This is a genomic window from Dokdonella fugitiva, from assembly GCF_014138265.1.
Lineage (GTDB): Bacteria > Pseudomonadota > Gammaproteobacteria > Xanthomonadales > Rhodanobacteraceae > Dokdonella_A > Dokdonella_A fugitiva_A.
This window is the reverse complement of the sequence record NZ_JACGXL010000002.1, coordinates 69,097-86,459: the sequence shown is the minus strand read 5'-3', so window position 1 is coordinate 86,459 and position 17,363 is coordinate 69,097. Positions and strand designations below refer to the sequence as shown.

Here is a 17,363-nt window from a genome sequence, read left to right as displayed (position 1 = left end):
GCATGGGAGGGGCGAGCATGAACACGACGCAAGCCGGCGTTGCCGGCGTCGTAACCGCCGGCAACGCCGGCAGCAGCAGCTGGGTCGATCGCCGCAGTGGGCTCAGCGTCGACGATTTCATCGCCGAATACCGCGATCCGCGCAAGCCGGTCGTGCTCGGCGACGCCGCGCGCGCGTGGCCGCTGTACGGTCGCGCGGATCCGGACTACTTCCGGCGCGCCTACGGCACGCACGTCGTGCGCGTGCGCGGCCACGACTACCGCCTCGCCGAACTCATCGACCTGCTCGAGGCGTCGACGATCGACAAGCCCGGCCCGTATCCGTGCAAGTTCGAGATCGCCAAGACGTTCCGCGAGCTGCTGCCCGAGGTCACGCCGCGCTTCGGCTACAGCCTGCCCGACCGGCAGGCGAATCCGCTCGTGCCGCAGCGGCTGTTCTCCGGCGTCAACAACCTCGAGATCTTCTTCGGCGGTCCCGGCGGCGAGTTCCCGTACCTGCACTACGACGTGCTGCGCCTGCACGCGTGGATCACCCAGCTCCACGGCGACAAGGAATTCACCCTGTACGCGCCGGGGCAGGAACAGCTGCTCTACGTCAATCCGGACATGCCGTGGCAGTCGAGCATCCGCGACCACCACCATCCCGACTACGAACGCTACCCGCTGTTCCGCGAGGCGAAGTGCCAGAAGGTCGTGGTGCACGCGGGCGAGACCTTGTTCCTGCCGTGCGGCTGGTGGCACACCGCGCGCAGCCTCAACATGACGATCTCGGTCGCGTTCGACTCGCTCGGACCGGACAACTGGAGCGCGTTCATCGGCGACGCCGTCGACGAGCGCCGGCGCAACGGCAAGCCGCTCAAGGCGCTCGCGCTCGGCCTCTGGCTGCGCGCGGTCGGGCCGCTGATCGCGCTGCAGGAACTCGGCGGCGCGAACCGCGACACCGCCTGGGGCGCGCGATGAACGCGAGCGTGCCGTTGCATGCGGAACGGCGTGCGGCTTCGCTGCTCGCGCCGCTGCTCGCGCATGCCCGGCACGCGACCCCGGCGCTGCGCGCCGGTGACGTCGAACTCGACTATCCCGCGCTGCTCGCGCGGGCGGCGACGCACGCCGACGCGCTGCGCGCAGCCGGCGTGGTCGCCGGCGACGTCGTCGCGCTGCCCGCGGTGCGCAGCGCGGAGACGATCGCGGCGATCCTCGCCTGCGTCGCGCGCGGCGCGGCCTACCTGCCGCTCGACCTCGATTTCCCCGCCGCGCGTCTCGCCGCGATGCTCGACGACGCGCGGCCACGCTGCCTCTACGGCGACGCCGACCCGCGCCTGCCTCCCGGTACCGTTCGTGTCGAGCCGCCGCGCCAGGCGCAGGCTCCGCCGTTGCGCGACGACGTCGCCGGCGAACTCGCCTACGTGCTGTTCACCTCGGGCTCGACCGGGCGTCCGAAAGGCGTCGCGATGCGCAGTGCCGCGGTCGCCGCGCTGATCGACTGGCACCGTTCCCATCCGCGCCTCGGCCGCGCCGCGCGCACCTTGCAGTTCGCGCCGCTCGGCTTCGACGTGTCGTTCCAGGAGATCTTCTCGACGTTCGCCGGCGGCGGCTGCCTCGTGCTGCCGGGCGAAGCCGAGCGGCGCGACCCATACGCGCTGCTCGCGCTGCTCGCGCGCGAGCGCATCGAACGGTTGTTCCTGCCCTACGTCGGCCTGCAGGCGCTCGCCGAAGCGGTCGCCGCGGGCGGCATGCTGCCGCACGCGCTGCACGACGTCGTCACGGCCGGCGAGCAGCTGCGCGTGACGCCGGCGATCCGCGCGCTGTTCGCCGCGCTGCCGGAGGCCGTGCTGCACAACCATTACGGTCCGACCGAAACGCACGTCGTGACCGCGCACGAACTCGCCGGTGACCCGGCCGCGTGGCCGGACCTGCCGCCGATCGGCACGCCGTTGCCGCACGTGCGCGTGCGCGTCGTCGACGCCGCGCTCGCGCCGCTCGCCGACGGCGCCGAAGGCGAACTCCTGCTCGGCGGCGACTGCCTGGCCGCCGGTTACATCCGTCGGCCCGAGCTCACCGCCGAGCGTTTCGTCGAGCGCGACGGCGAACGCTGGTACCGCAGCGGCGATCGCGCGCGCATCGGCGCCGACGGCGTGCTCGACTGCCACGGCCGCCTCGACGACCAGCTCAAGATCGACGGCTTCCGCGTCGAGCCGGCCGAGATCGAAGCGGTGCTGTGCCGCCACCCTGCGGTCGCCGAGGCGATCGTCGTCGCCGCCGACGGGGCCGGCGGGCGGCGCCTCGTCGCGCACGTGGTCGCGCGCGACGCGCGCATCGACGCAGTCGCGCTGGCTGCGGACCTGCAGGCGCACTGTGCGGCATCGCTGGCCGACTACCTCGTGCCGCGCGCGGTCGTCACCCACGCGGCGCTGCCGCTGACGGCGAGCGGCAAGATCGATCGCCGCGCGCTCGCCGGCTCGCCGGCCACGGTGCCTCTGCGCTGGCTCGACGGCGAATCCCTGCAGAATCAACTTCTCGACTTGTGGAAGCAGCTGCTCGGGGTGGATCATCTCGACGTGGAAGCGAACCTGTTCGATCACGGCGCACGCTCGCTGCTGGTCGTGCGCGCGCTGACCGAACTGCGCCGGCACGGCCATGTGCTGAGCGTGGCGCAGGCCTACGAGCACCCGACCGTCGCCGCGCAGGCCCGCGCGCTCGCCGTCCAGCCCGCGCCGGTCGCCGACGCGGCGGGCGAGCGCGCGCGCGGCGCCGCGCAGCGCGCCGCGTTCGCGCGCTTCGGCCCGCGCGCCGGAGGCGTCCGATGAGCGAGGTCGCGCACGACGGCATCGCGATCGTCGGCATGGCGGGGCGGTTCCCTGGTGCAGCCTCGATCGACGAGCTGTGGGCGAACCTGCTCGCCGGGCGCGAATCGATCACCCGCTTCGCCCCGGAAGAACTCTCGCCGCTGGTGCCGCGCGAACTGCGCGAGCACCCGCGTTACGTGCGCGCGCGCGGCACGCTCGCCGACGCCGACCGGTTCGACGCCGCGTTCTTCGGCATCCCCGCACGCGAGGCGCAGCTGATCGACCCGCAGCAGCGCGTGTTCCTCGAACTGTGCTGGAACGCGCTCGAGCACGCCGGCATCGATCCGTCGCGCTGTGCCGGCGGCAGCGACGCTGCCTCCATCGGTGTATTCGCCGGCACGTCGAACAACGGCTACCGCAAGCTCGTGGACGCGCGCCCCGACGTCGTCGCGGCGAGCGGCGAGTTCGCCGCGATGCTCGCCAACGAGAAGGACTACCTCGCGACGCGCGTCGCGCACCGGCTCGGCCTGACCGGCCCCGCGATCAGCCTGTACACCGCGTGCTCGACCTCGCTCGTCGCGGTGGCGCAGGCGTGGTACGCGCTCATGAGCTGGCAGTGCGACGTCGCGCTCGCCGGTGGCGTCAACGTGGTCGTGCCGCAGGAATCGGGCTACCTGCCCGCCGAAGGCGCGATCGAATCCGCCGACGGCCACTGCCGGCCGTTCGACGCCGACGCGAGCGGGACCGTGTTCTCGTCCGGCGCCGGCGTGGTCGTGCTCAAGCGCCTCGCCGATGCGATCGAGCAGGGCGACACGATCCACGCGGTGATCCGCGGCGTCGGCGTCAACAACGACGGCGCCGACAAGGCGAGCTTCGGCGCGCCGAGCGTGCGCGGCCAGGCCGCCGCGATCCGCCTCGCGCTCGCCAGCGCGAACGTCGACGCCGGTTCGATCGGTTACGTCGAGGCGCACGGCACTGGCACGCCGCTCGGCGATCCGATCGAGGTCGAGGCGCTCACGCGCGCGTTCCGCGTCGACGGCAGCGCGACGCAGGCGTGCTGGCTCGGCTCGATCAAGGGCAACCTCGGCCACCTCGTCGCCGCGTCGGGCGTCGCCGGCCTGATCAAGGCGACCCTCGCGCTGCGGCACGGGCGCATTCCACCGAGCATCAACCTGCGTGCGCCGAATCCCGAGATCGACTTCGCGCATTCGCCCTTCAAGCTCGCGCGCGAGCCGGTCGAGTGGCCGCGCGGCGCGACGCCGCGGCGCGCAGGCGTGAGTTCGTTCGGCGTCGGCGGCACCAATGCGCACGTCGTGCTCGAGGAGGCGCCGCTCGCTCCGCCGTCAGCAGTCGGTCGTCGCGCGAGCGTGCTCGTGCTGTCGGCGCGCGACGACGACGCGTTGCAGCGCCGCGCGGCGGAACTCGCCGCGCGGCTCGAGCACGCGCGCGACGAGGAGTTGCCCGACGTCGCGGCGACGCTCGCGCTCGGCCGCAAGGCGATGGCCTCGCGCGCGACGGTCGTCGCGCGCACGACGGCGCAAGCGCGCGACGCGCTCGCCCAGGTCGTGGCCCGACGCGCGGCGCGGCCGAAGCTCGTGTTCCTGTTTCCCGGACAAGGCTCGCAGCACGCGAACATGGCGCGCGAGCTCGTCGAGACCGAAGCCGTGTTCGCCGAGCACTTCGACCGCGGTTGCGCGCTCGCGAGCGCGTGGCTCGGGCGCGACCTGCGCGCACTGATCCTGCCGTCCGCCGACGCCGCGGAAGCGGCCGCGGCCGAACTCGCCCAAACGCGCTTCACGCAGCCGGCGCTGTTCGTCGTCGAGTACGCGCTCGCGCGCCTGTGGGAGAGCTGGGGCATCGTCGCCGACACGATGATCGGCCACAGCATCGGCGAGTACGTCGCCGCGACGCTTGCCGGCGTGTTCGGCCTCGACGACGCGATCGCACTGGTCTGCGCGCGTGGCGCGGCGATGCAGGCGCAGCCGCCGGGCGCGATGCTCGCGGTGCGCGCGGTCGCCAATGCGATCGCGCCGCGCCTCAACGGCGGCGTCAGCCTCGCCGCGGTCAACGCGCCGGAGCTGTGCGTCGTGGCCGGCACCGACACCGAGATCGGTGCGTTCGCCGACACGCTCGAGGCCGAGCGCATCGCGAGCACGCGGCTCAAGGTGAGCCACGCGTTCCATTCGGCGCTCATGGACGGCGCGCTGCCGCCGTTCGAGCGTGCGTTCGCGAACCTGCGCCTCGCGCCATCGTCGCGACCGTTCTATTCGTGCGTGAGCGGCGCGCCGATCGACGCGCTCGCCGCGGCGGAACCGGCCTACTGGTGCCGCCAGCTGCGCGAACCGGTGCGTTTCGCCGACGCGGTCGCGCACGCGGTCGCCGACGGCGCGACGTTGTTCGTCGAAGTCGGGCCGTCGCAGGCGCTGACGACGTTCGCGCGCAGCCAGCTCGGCGAGGGTGGCCGCGCGGTCGCTTCACTCGGCCCGGCGGCGAAGCCGGGCAGCGACGCGGAACATCTCGCCGCCGCGCTCGGCGCGTGCTGGGTCGCCGGCCGCGAGCCCGACTGGAATGCGTACTACGCCGGGCAGGCGCGCCGCCGCGTCGCGCTGCCGGGCTATCCGTTCCGCGGCGAGCGCCACTGGATCGATGCACCGACGCCGGCCGCCGGCGTCCCTGGGGAAGCGAGCATGAAGGAAGCCCATCCCGCGATCGCCGCCACGCCGGCCGTTCCGCCGCCGTCGTCGCGCCTGCGTGCCGAGTTGCGCGAACTGGTCGAGTCGCTGACCGGCGAGCACCTCGGCGCGACGCACGACGAGGCGAGCTTCCTCGAGCTCGGACTCGATTCGCTGTCGCTGACGCAGGCCGCGCTCGAACTCGAGCGCCGCTACGGGCTCAAGCTGAAGTTCCGGCGCCTCATGGAGGACGTCGACAGCATCGCCAAGCTTGCAACCCTGCTCGAACCGACGCTGCCCGCGTCGTCGGCGCCGCCGATCCCCGCGCCGGCAGCATCTGCAGTCGCCATGCCGGCGACCGCGGCCTCGGCATCACCGCTGCTCGCGCTGATCCAGAGCCAGCAGGCGCTCATGCAGCAGCAGATGCAACTGCTCGCGAGCCTCGCCGGCGGCGCCGCGCCGGTCGCCGGGCCGCCGGCAGCGCCGCCCGCCGCCGCGCCGCGCGCGGAAGAAGCGCCCGCGGCGAACCTCGTCGAGCGGCCGTTCGGCGCGTCCGCACGCATCACGCTCGAGCCCGATCACGCGATGACGCCCGCGCAGCGCGCCTGGGTCGACGACTTCACGCGTCGCTACAACGCGCGCACCGCGCGCTCGAAGGCGTTCGCGCAGCAGCACCGCGCGCGCATGGCCGATCCGCGCGTCGTCACCGGCTTCCATCCGCTGTGGAAGGAACTCGTCTACCCGATCGTCGTCGAGCGCTCGAAGGGTGCGCTGCTGCACGACGTCGACGGCAACGAGTACGTCGATTGCCTCAATTCGTTCGGCGCGAACTTCCTCGGCCACCAGCCCGACTACGTCGCCACGGCGATCAAGCAGCAGGTCGACGCCGGCTTCGAAGTCGGCCCGCAGCATCCGTTGACCGCCGAGGTCGCCGAACTTATCGCCGGCATGACCGGCATGCCGCGCGTCGCGTTCTGCAACACCGGCTCCGAGGCCGTGATGGGCGCGATGCGCATCGCGCGCACGGTGACCGGCCGCCGCACGATCGCGATCTTCACCAACTCCTACCACGGCATCTTCGACGAAGTGATCGTGCGCGGCACGCGCAGCCTGCGTTCGATCGCCGCGGCACCGGGCATCCTCGCCAGCGCGGTCGAGAACGTGCTCGTGCTCGACTACGGCAGCGAGGACGCACTGCGCGTGCTGCGCGAGCGCGCGCACGAACTCGCCGCGATCATGATCGAGCCGGTGCAGGGCAAGAACCCGTCGTTGCAGCCGCGCGCGTTCGTGCAGGTGCTGCGCACGATCTGCGACGAGGCCGGCTGTGCGCTGATCTTCGACGAAGTCATCACCGGCTTCCGCATCGCGCAAGGCGGTGCGCAGGCGTACTACGGCGTGCGCGCCGACATCGCGACCTACGGCAAGATCATCGGCGGCGGCCTGCCGTTCGCCGCGATCGCCGGCGGCGCGCGCTGGCTCGACGCGCTCGACGGCGGCGACTGGCGCTTCGGCGACGATTCGCGTCCGGAGGCGGGCGTCACGTACTTCGCCGGCACGTTCGTGCGCCACCCGCTCGCGCTCGCCGCGGCGAAGGCCGCGTTGATGCACCTGCGCCAGCGCGGCCCGGCGCTGCAGGACGAACTCAATGCGCGCACGCACGACCTCGTCGGGCGCCTCGATGCGCTGTTCGGCGAACGCGCGGCGCCGCTCAAGGCGGTCGGCTTCAGCTCGCTCTGGCGCATCGTCGCCGACGAGGACCAGCCGTACGCGAGCCTGTTCTGGTACATGCTGCGCGCGAACGGCCTGCACGTGTACGAGCAGTTCAACTGCTTCCTCACCGAGGCGCACGGCGCCGCGGAAGTCGAACGCATCGTCGGCGCGGTGCGCGCGGCGCTCGACGGCCTGCTCGGTGCGGGTCTGCTGGTGCCGCGCGCGGGCGCACGCGCGAGCGTGGCCGCGACGAACACGAACGACGAGGCGGCATTGCCCGACGCGGTCGCGCTGACCGACGGCCAGCTCGAGAAGTGGCTCGGCTGCCAGTACGGCTCGAGCGCCGCGCTCGCCTGCAACGAAGCGGTCGTGCTCACGTTCGACGGCGCGCTCGACGTCGCCGCGCTGCAGCGCGCGCTCGACACGGTCTGGCACCGCCACGAGGCGTTCCGCTTCGGCATCGCCGCCGACGGCCGCACGCTCGCGCTGCAGCCGCTGCCGTCGTTGCCGCTGCAGCAGGTCGACCTGTCCGGCGCCGACGCGGACGAGCGGCTCGAGGCCTGGTGCGATCGGCAGATGCGCACGCCGTTCGACCTCGCGCGGGCGCCGCTGGCGCGGTTCGCCCTGCTGCGACTCGGCGAGCATCGCCATGCGCTGCACCTGGTCGCGCACCACCTGATCATGGACGGCTGGTCGCTCGCGGTGTTCTGCGACGAACTGCAGGCCTGCTACAACGCGTACGCGGGCGGTCGCGAGCCGCGCCTGCCGCCGCCGCAAAGCTTCCGCGCGTACGCGCTCGCCGAGCGTGCGCGCCGCGACGCCAACGGTGCCGCGCAGCTGGCCTACTGGAACCGCGTCTACGCCGACATCCCGGCGCCGCTCGAACTCCCGGGCGACCGCCCGCACGTGGAAGGCGCCGACTTCGACGCCGACACCGAGCGGCACGTGTTCCCGGCGCCGCTCGCCGCCGCGCTGCGTGCCGAAGCACGCCGTCGCGGCGCGACGCTCTACGGCCTGCTGCTCGGCGCGTTCGGCCTGTTCGTCGCGCGGCTGGCGGCGCAGCGCGATTTCGCGATCGCGATACCGTTCGCGGGCCAGGCGCTCGCCGGCAGCGGCGCGCTGATCGGCGACGGCGTCAACACGCTGCCGCTGCGCCTGCGCATCGATCCGCGCGCGGGCGTCGACGCCGCGGTGTCGACCGCGCAGGCCGCGCTGCTCGACGCGGCCGACCACCAGGACCTCACGCTCATGACGATCCTGCGCGCGCGCTCGCTGCGCCGGCGCAGCGTGCGCGGGGCGCTCGGCGAGGTCATCTTCAACCTCAACCCGCGCGTGCGCGCGCCGCAGTTCGACGGCGTCGTGACCGAATGGCGCGACTGCCGCCACGTCGCGCTGCTGTGGGACCTGTTCTTCAACCTCAACGACGACGGGCGCCAGCTCTCGCTCGACCTGCACTACCGCACCGCGCTGTACGACGCGGCGACGATACGGCGCTGGATCGCCGCGTACGAACGAATGCTCGAGGACATCGGCATGCAAACTTCCGATCATGCGGCCGCTGCATCGTCACGCACGGCCGCGACCGCGGCCGCCACGGCCCCGCCGATGACGCCGCCGCTCCACGCCGTCGCATCCGGTCCCTCGCTGCTCGACCTCGTCGAGGAGCAGGTGCACGCGACACCCGGCCGCATCGCGGTCAGCTGCGAAACGCAGCAGTACCGCTACACCGACCTGTGGCGCGCGAGCGGGCGCGTCGCCTCGCGCCTGCTCGCCGCCGGCGTCTCGTGCGGCGACCTCGTAGGCATCTGCATGCCCAGGCGCAGCGAGATGGTCGCCGCGGCGCTCGGCGTGCTGCGCGCGGGCGCCGCCTACGTGCCGCTCGACGCGAGCTTCCCGGACAAGCGCCTGCGCACGATGATCGAGCGCTCGGCGTTGCGCCACACGGTGGTGCTCGCCGGCCACGAGCTTCCGGCAGCGGTGACCGAACACGACGCCGCGCTGATCGCGGTCGACGACGCCGACGTCGCGCCGTTGCCCGCGGTCGGCGACGACGACGTCGCGTCGTTGCCCGCGGTCGGCGGCGCCGACCTCGCATACGTGCTGTTCACCTCCGGCTCGACCGGCGAGCCGAAGGGCGTGCGCATCCTGCACCGCAACCTCGTCAACTTCCTGCGCTCGATGCGCGAGGAACCCGGCTTCGCCGCGGACGACGTGATCTGCGCGGTGACCACGCTGTCGTTCGACATCGCCGGCCTGGAGCTGTACCTGCCGCTCGTGAGCGGCGCACGCGTGCACATCGCGACCGAGGCGCAAGTGCGCGATCCGCAGAAGACGATGGCGCTGGTGAAGGACTGCGGCGCGACCGTGCTGCAGACGACGCCGACCCTGCTGCGCCTGCTCTGCGACGGCGGCCGCGTCGAAGGCCTCGCCGGCCTCAAGCTGCTCGTCGGCGGTGAAGCGATGCCGCGCGACCTCGCCAACGAAGTCGTGCGCCACTGCGGCGAGCTGTGGAACATGTACGGGCCGACCGAGACGACGATCTGGTCGACGATCCACCGCGTCGAGGCCGGCGACGGGCCGGTGCCGCTCGGCCGGCCGATCGCCAACACGCGCATCCACGTGCTCGACGAATCGGGACGCGTGCTCGCCGCCGGCGAGCAGGGCGAGATCTGGATCGGCGGCGACGGCGTCGCCGACGGCTACCTGCATCGCCCCGACCTCACCGCCGAGCGCTTCCGCGTCGACGCGTTCGCCGGCGACGGCAGCCGCATGTACCGCACCGGCGACGTCGGCAGCCTGCAGGACGGCGTGCTGTACTTCCACGGCCGCGCCGACGACCAGGTCAAGCTGCGCGGCTTCCGCATCGAACTCGGCGACATCGAGGCGGCCGCGCACGAGGATCCGCTCGTGCGCGAGGCCGCGGCGGCGGTGCGCGAGTTCGGCCCGCGCGACCAGCGCCTCGTGCTCTACGTGACCTCGCGCGATCGCTACGGCGACCTCGCCGGCCGCGTGCGCGAGCGCCTGCGCGAATCGCTGCCGCCGTACATGCGGCCGAACCACATCGTCGTGCTCGAGACGATGCCGACCACGCCGAACGGCAAGACCGATCGCAAGGCGCTGCCGATGCCGCCCGAGCAGGGTGGCCACGTGGACGACGCCGTGGCCGCGCCGGCCGACGCGCGCATCACCTATCTCGCCGCGCTCTGGTGCGAGCTCATCGGCGTCGCCGAGGCACGCGCCGACGACAACTTCTTCGACCTCGGCGGCGATTCGCTGCTCGCGGTCGACATGATGGCGCGCGTCGAGCGCGAAGCCGGCGTGCGCCTCAACGTGCTCGCGATCGCCACCGGCACGCTCGGCAGCGTCGCCGAGATGTTGCCGCGCGAACGCACGGCGAAGCAGGGCGGCTGGATGTCGCGCCTGCGCGGACTGTTCGGCGGGCGCGGCGGATGACGGCGACGATCGCGCCGCCGGCGCCGGAGCGCGCCGGCGAAGCCTTGCACGAATTCGCGTTCGCGGGCGCGCCGGATCGGCGCCTGTTCACGGTGTTCCGTGCCGCGCGCGGCCCGGCGCGCGCGGCGTTCGTGCTCTGTCCGCCGTTCTTCCACGAACAGTTCCTCAGTTACCGCCTGCTGTCGCTGGTCGCGGCGCGCCTGGCCGAACGCGGCATCGCGAGCCTGCGCTTCGACTACTACGGCAGCGGCGATTCGTGGGGCGACGAGACGGCGTTCACCCTCGACGGCGTGTTCGCCGATGCCGGGACCGCGCTCGACGAACTCGCGCGCCGCGTGCCGGGGGTGCCGCTGATCGCATTCGGCGCGCGCGCGGGCGCGTGGCCCGCGGCACGGCTCGCGCAACGCCATCGCCTGCCGCTGTGGCTGTGGCAGCCGCTCACCGACGGCCGTGCGTGGCTCGACGAACTCGTCGCGATGGATGCGCGCGAGCGCGCCTCGCGCCTGCGCTACCCGTTCATCGGCACGCAGCCGAAACCGGCCGAGGCGGATCGCCTGCTCGCGTCGTACTGTCCCGCGTCGTTGCGCGCGCAGATCGCCGCGCAGAGCCTCGACGGACTGCTCGCGGAGGCGCGCTCGGCCGATGCCGCGCTCGACCTGCGCGTCGTCGACGACGAGCGCGCCGCGCCGCTGCCGCAGGCGCGCCAGCACGTCGCCCTGCCGGCTGCGGCGGCCGGCTGGCATGCGCGCATCGACCTGCGCGCGACCTTCATCACGCCGCCGGTCGCGGCCTGCATCGATGCGCTCGCGCAGGCGGCACCGGGCGAGGAAGCGAAATGATCGAGGAAGCCCCGCTCGACCTCGGCCACGGCCTCACCGGCGTGCTCACGCGTCCCGCGCAACCGACGCGGCGGCCGCTGTGGGTGCTGCTCAACGCAGGCTTCATCCCGCGCTCGGGTCCGTTCCGCATGCACGTCGACCTCGCGCGCGCGCTCGCCGCGCAGGGCTTCGCCGTGCTGCGCGTCGACCAGCCCGGCGTCGGCGACGCGCCGCCCAAGCGTGGCGACGATGTCGCGGTGATCATGCGCGGCTTCGACCGGCTCGGTGCGCTGGTCGGCGCGGACCGCTTCGTCATCGGTGGCCTGTGCAGCGCCGCCGACCAGGGCTGGAAGATCGCACTCGCCGACGAGCGCGTGTGCGGACTGCTCCTGCTCGACCCGTACGCGCACCGTGGCGCGTGGTTCCGCGTCGGCCAGCTGCAGCTCCTGCTCGGCCGTGGCGCGTCGGCGCTGAAGACGCTGCTCGGTCGCTTCACGCGTCGCAAGCGCGCGCCCGCGATCGGCGACGGCAACATGCGCGACTGGCCTGCGCTCGCCGCCGCGCGCGTCGAACTCGGCCGCCTCGTCGCGCGCGAAGTCGGCGTGTTCGCGCTCTACACCGGCGGCGCGGCCGCGTACTTCACGCATCGCGCGCAGTTCGCGGCGACATTCGGTGCACCCACCGCCGCCGCGTGCGTGCGTTTCGAGTACTGGCCCGATTGCGACCACATGTTCATGCGCGTGCAGGATCGTGCGCGGTTGCTGCAGGCGATCGGCGACTGGGGTCGGGCCTTCGCATGACGCAGCGCGCCGACGCCGTCGCGCCGACGCCGCTGTATGCGCCGTTGCCGCCCGGATGCCGCGCGCTGCGCGTGCTCGCCTTCGTCGATCGGGTGGTCGTGCCGGCGTGGATCGCCGAGTCGCTCGCCGCGCTCGTCGCCGACGACGGCTGCGAGCTGCTCGCGGTGCTGCACGCGCCGCTGCCGTCGCCGCCGTCGCGCCCTCGCGCGGTCGACGCGTTCGTAAGCGTCGACGCGGCGCTCGCCGGCGGCGCGCGCAAGGCGACCGCGCCGGTCGAACTACGCGACCGCCTCGTCGACGTGCCACTGCTCGAGATCGGCGCGCGCGAGCACGACGGCCGCCTCGAGCTCGATGAACGCGGCGCGTTGCAGCTGCGTGCGTACGGCGCCGACCTGCTGCTCGGCTTCGGCCTCCCGCCGCCGTCGGCCGGAATCGCCGCGCTCGCGACGCGCGGCGCCTGGTTCCTCGAGCGCGACGCGACCGACGCGCGGCGCCACGGCCTGCGCCACCTCGCGCCGCTGTGGCGCGGCGAGGCGGTCAGTCGCGGCGGCATCGTCGTCCACGACGGTCGCGACGTGCGATTGCTCGGCGCCGACTGGAGCGCGACCGCGCAGCTCTCGTTCGCACGCAACCGCGCCTACCAGTTGTTGCGCGTGCCGGCGACGCTCGTGCGCCTGCTGCGCCGGCTCGCCGCGGGCGAAACGCCGGTCGGCGAAGCGACGTCCGCGTTCACGCCACCGGGGCCGTTCGCGCTCGGCGCGTTCGCGCTGCGCCTCGCCGCGCGCGCGTTGCGTCGGCACGTGCCGCGCCTCGGCCGCGGCGAAGACTGGGTGCTCGCCGCGCGCCGCAGCGACGTGCCCCTCGACCCCGCCCGGCCGCGGGCGCACGACCTGCGCGTGCTCGACACGCCGCCCGGGCGCTTCTGGGCCGATCCTTCGCTCGTGCATCGCGACGGTCGTGACTGGTTGTTCGTCGAGGAGTATCCGTACGCGACGCGGCGTGGCCGCATCGCAGTCGCCGAACTCGACGCCGCGCTCGCGCCGGTCGACGTGCGCACCGTGTTCGACGAGCCCTGGCACCTGTCGTACCCGCTCGTGTACGAGTGGCAGGGCGAACTCTGGCTCACGGTCGAGTCGTCGGCCGCGCACACGTTCGCGCTGCATCGCGCGGTCGAGTTCCCCGCGCGCTGGGCATTCGCGGCCGAGCTGCTGCGCGGCCGCAACGCGGTCGACGGCACGCTGCACCACGACGGCACGCACTGGTACCTGTTCGCCTGCATCAGCGAAAGTCCGCTCGACGTCGACCGGCGCGTATGGACCGACCTGTTCCTGTTCGTCGCCGATTCGCCGCTCGGGCCGTGGCGCGCGCATCCGGCCAATCCATTGCTCAGCGACGTGCGCCGCGCGCGACCGGCCGGCAAGCTGTTCGTGCACGACGGCCGCCTGATCCGCCCCGCGCAGGACTGCAGCGTCGACTATGGCTACGCGGTCGTCTTCAACGAAGTCGTCGTGCTCGAGCCCGGGCGCTACGAAGAACGGCCGCTCGGCCGCATCGATCCGGACTGGCGGCGCGGCCTGCGCGGCTGCCACACCTACAGCCGCGGCACCGGCATCGAGATCGTCGACGGCAAGCGGCTCGTGCCGCGCCGGCGCATGCGCGCCACCCGAACCGAGGAGCCATCGTGAGTGCGAATACCGTCCTCGTGACCGGCGGCGCCGGCTACATCGGCAGCCACGTCGTGCGCCAGTTGCGCGAGGCCGGCACGCCGGTGGTCGTGCTCGACGACCTCAGCACGGGTTTCCGCGAGGCCGTGCTCGATGCGCCACTCGTCGTCGGCAACACCGCCGACGCGGCGCTCGTCGATGCGCTCTTGCGCGAACACGACGTCGGCGCGGTGCTGCACTTCGCCGCGCGCACGATCGTGCCGGAATCGGTCGCCGACCCGCTGCGCTACTACGCGAACAACACCTGCGCGACGCGCAACCTGCTCGAGGCCTGCGTGCGCCGCGGCGTGCGTCGCGTCGTGTTCTCCTCGACCGCCGCCGTGTACGGACCGACCGCCGACGGTCGCGCGGGCGAGGACACGCCGACCCGGCCGATCAGCCCGTACGGCAGTTCCAAGCTCATGAGCGAATGGATGCTGCGCGACCTCGACGCGAACGGCAGCATGCGCCACGTGATCCTGCGCTACTTCAACGTCGCCGGCTGCGACCCGCTCGGTCGCATCGGGCTGTCGACGCGCGGCTCGACGCTGCTGTTCAAGGTCGCCTGCGAAGTCGCCACCGGTCGGCGCGACGCGCTCGCGATCTTCGGCACCGACTACGCGACGCCGGACGGCACCGGCATCCGCGATTTCATCCACGTCGAGGACCTCGCCGACGCGCACCTGCGTGCGCTCGATTACCTCGGCGACGGCGGCGCGTCGACGACGCTCAACTGCGGCTACGGCCACGGCTACTCGGTGCGCGAGGTGATCGCCGCGGTCGAGCGCGCGAGCGGCGCGCCGTTGCGCGTGGTCGAGCAGCCGCGGCGCGACGGCGACATTCCCGCGCTCGTCGCCGACGCGCGGCGCATCCGCGACGTGCTCGGCTGGGCGCCGCGCCACGACGACCTCGACCTCATCGCGCGCACCGCGCTCGCGTGGGAACGCACGCTCGCCGCACGCGCGGCGTGACGGTCAGCGCGCGCGCCCGGCGATCGCGGCGGGCGCCGCCGCGCGCGCAGCGAGCGGGATCGCGCGATCGCGCAGCACGATCATGTAGTCGTCGACGTCATCGGCACTGGTCGTGTCCCAGTTCGAGTTGAACATGACGCGGCCGAGCGTGCGGTTCGGTGCCGCGTGCGGCTCGGTCCAGTAGCCGGCGTAACGGGTCACCTCGTGGTAGCCGAGCGTGACCATGCGCGGGCGCGGCGCGAGTTCGACCGCGAAGATCTTGTTCGTGTACCACGGCCAGGTGCCGCTGCGCGTGCGCTGCGTGTCGTAGCTCGACACGACGACCCAGCCCGGGTTGGCGAACGCCTTGCCGGAGAAGTGCAGCGACGCGTGCGCGCCGTCGATGTAGGTCGGGAACAGCAGCGTGCGCGGGCACTCGGCCACGCCCGCCGCGGGCGCCGAGGCGGGCACGGACGGGCAGGCGTCGATATCGACGAAGAAGACGTCGCCGCGCGCGCTCTGGAAATCGACCGAGACGTAGAGGTCGTGGCCGTTCGCGCCGATCGCGAGATCGGAGTGCTCCGACTTGTGGTGCAGCTTCTTCTTCGTGCGGAAATCGGGCGACCACGCCCAGGTGCCCTCGTCGTCGCCCGAGCTGGTGAACCAGCGCCCGGATGGACTCATGCTCACGTGGTCGGGGCGCACCGACGTCGCGCGCGTGCCGACGATGCGATCCGCCTCGAGGTCGTAGACGACATAGCCGCGGATCGCGAACTCGTTGCCCGCCTCGGCCTGGAAGCCCCAGTAGCGGCCGTCCGCCGACGGAGAGCCTTCGTCCTTCGTCCACACGTGCGTCGCGTCGGGCCACGGCAGGCGGCCACTGAAATCGGCGGCGACGCGCGACTGGTTGTCGCGGATGTCGAGTGCGTACAGCTTGAGGCCGCCATTGGTCGGCAGGTAGTAGAGCGTGTTCGGATCGGTCGCATGCCACTGCGGCTCGGCGTCGCCGGCGGGGCCGTCGAGGCGCTTGAGGTAGCGCAGCGTGTTCGCATCGTAGAGATGCCAGTAGCCGCCGCTCGAGTAGACGAGGATCAGGCTCGAATCCGCATTGAATGGCTGCCGCCGCGAGTAGTCGTTGCGCGCGAAGGTCGGCGGCGGTTCGACGTCGTGCGCGGTCGCGCGCACGACGCAGGTGCCTGCGCGATCGCGGAACACGGTGCCCTTCGGCGGCTTCGGCGGTGCCGCCTGCGGCGCGTCGTTGCCCTGCGGCAGCAGGGTGCGCAACGCGAGCGGCTGGCCCGCGTAGACGTTCGCTTCGCACGCCGCGGCGACCCTTTGCAGCGGCGTGCTCGAGCCCTGGCCCGGCGTGAAGGGCGGCCGCGCATGCTGCGAGTGGTCGTCGGGCTGCGCGCCTGCGGTCGACAGGCCGACCAACGCGGCGGCGACGAGCGCGCGCCGGAGGCGTGCGCGGAGCGGGGGATGTGCGGCGCTGCTGTCGTTGGCCATCGTGTCGCCTCCGTGCCTGGGGGGCGCCCATGCGCGCGGCCCGTGCGCATGGTCGATTGTAGTGCACCTCGTGATGCACGCGTCGTTCATGCGACGGATGTGCGATGCGTCCGATGCGGCTCACCGTGCATGCTTCGCGACAGCTGCGCCGCGTGCTGCCGCCGGGCTGCGGGCGTGCGCGCCGGACGTGCGACACTGGCCGCCGTCGCCGGGAGGTTTCGGATGCTGTCGCCGCTGCGCCTGCTGTTGCTCGTCGGAGTCGCCTGGTGGATCGCGGATCGACGCGGCTGGCGCCGTGCGCGCGGACTGTGCGTCGCCGCCGCCGCCGTGCTCGTCGTATTGACGACGCCGCTCGGCGCGAACGCGCTCGTGCGACTGCAGGAAGCGCGCGCGCCTGCGCCGGAGGCATGCAGCGGCGCGCCGCCGCAGGCGGTCGTCGTGCTGTCGGGGGGCCTCGTCGCGCGCCCGCACGACGAGCACGACTACGCCTCGCTCGGCCTCGCGAGCATCCAGCGGCTGCTCGGTGCGGTCGCGCTGCAGCGTTCGCTCGGCAAGGTGCCGCTCGCGATCATCGGCACGAGCGACCGCGGTGTCGCGGACAGCCTGGTCCTCGCGAACCTCGCGCGCGATCTCGGCACCGATGCGGCGAGCCTGCAGGTCGAGGCCGCCTCGCTCAACACATGGCAGAACGCGCAGGCGAGCGCGCGGCTCGCGCCGGCATTGCCGCGACGGATCTGGCTGGTGACTTCGAGCCTGCACATGGCGCGCGCGCTCGTCGCGTTCCGCGCCGCCGGGTTCGACGCCTGCTCGTACCCGGTGCAGCCGCGCTACCACGCGCCCGACAACCCGGGTTACCTGCTGCCGACCGGCAGCGCGACGATGAAAGCGGAAGACGCGCTGCACGAACTCGTCGGCGAGCTCGCCTACCGCCTGCGCGCTTGGCGGTCCGCGCGCGGCTGACGTTGTCGC

9 protein-coding genes are annotated in these 17,363 nt (G+C 73.0%); 8 read left to right on the top strand and 1 reads right to left on the bottom strand.

The window, feature by feature from the left end; genetic code table 11:
* The first annotated feature begins 17 nt into the window (after positions 1–17).
* From FHW12_RS06605 to galE, 7 genes are read left to right on the top strand one after another with little or no spacing between them, the layout of a single operon-like run.
* Entirely contained in the window at positions 18–959 is a 942-nt protein-coding gene (locus FHW12_RS06605) for a cupin-like domain-containing protein (RefSeq protein WP_182530228.1), read from the top strand.
* Positions 956–2,803 (top strand): non-ribosomal peptide synthetase, encoded by a 1,848-nt coding sequence (locus tag FHW12_RS06600; protein WP_182530227.1) that lies wholly within the window; start codon positions 956–958, stop codon positions 2,801–2,803. The genes FHW12_RS06605 and FHW12_RS06600 overlap by 4 nt, the downstream gene beginning before the upstream one ends.
* Positions 2,800–10,617 carry a non-ribosomal peptide synthetase/type I polyketide synthase gene (locus FHW12_RS06595; protein ID WP_182530226.1) on the top strand — a complete coding sequence of 2,606 codons (7,818 nt, stop codon included), beginning with the start codon at positions 2,800–2,802 and terminating at the stop codon, positions 10,615–10,617. The genes FHW12_RS06600 and FHW12_RS06595 overlap by 4 nt, the downstream gene beginning before the upstream one ends.
* Complete coding sequence (locus FHW12_RS06590; RefSeq protein WP_182530225.1) at positions 10,614–11,456, top strand: serine aminopeptidase domain-containing protein; 843 nt, start codon at positions 10,614–10,616, stop codon at positions 11,454–11,456. The genes FHW12_RS06595 and FHW12_RS06590 overlap by 4 nt, the downstream gene beginning before the upstream one ends.
* Positions 11,453–12,235: a hypothetical protein gene (locus FHW12_RS06585; protein ID WP_182530224.1), complete on the top strand. Its 783-nt coding sequence runs from the start codon at positions 11,453–11,455 to the stop codon at positions 12,233–12,235. Before FHW12_RS06590 ends, FHW12_RS06585 begins: the two co-directional genes overlap by 4 nt.
* The gene (locus FHW12_RS21205; RefSeq protein ID WP_182530223.1) at positions 12,232–13,920 is read left to right on the top strand and encodes a glucosamine inositolphosphorylceramide transferase family protein; all 1,689 of its coding nucleotides are present in this window, start codon (positions 12,232–12,234) and stop codon (positions 13,918–13,920) included. The genes FHW12_RS06585 and FHW12_RS21205 overlap by 4 nt, the downstream gene beginning before the upstream one ends.
* Positions 13,917–14,909 carry a UDP-glucose 4-epimerase GalE gene (gene galE / locus FHW12_RS06575; protein ID WP_182530222.1) on the top strand — a complete coding sequence of 331 codons (993 nt, stop codon included), beginning with the start codon at positions 13,917–13,919 and terminating at the stop codon, positions 14,907–14,909. Before FHW12_RS21205 ends, galE begins: the two co-directional genes overlap by 4 nt.
* Before the next feature lie 3 nt (positions 14,910–14,912).
* Here galE and FHW12_RS06570 read toward each other — a convergent pair whose 3' ends face one another.
* A complete protein-coding gene (locus FHW12_RS06570) occupies positions 14,913–16,394 on the bottom strand; it encodes a hypothetical protein (RefSeq protein WP_182530221.1) in 1,482 nt (493 codons plus the stop codon).
* 222 nt (positions 16,395–16,616) lie between these two features.
* On the opposite strand from FHW12_RS06570, the gene FHW12_RS06565 reads away from it, so the two are divergent.
* On the top strand, positions 16,617–17,354 hold the full coding sequence (locus FHW12_RS06565; protein ID WP_182530220.1) for a YdcF family protein: 738 nt from the start codon (positions 16,617–16,619) through the stop codon (positions 17,352–17,354).
* Positions 17,355–17,363 lie beyond the last annotated feature (9 nt).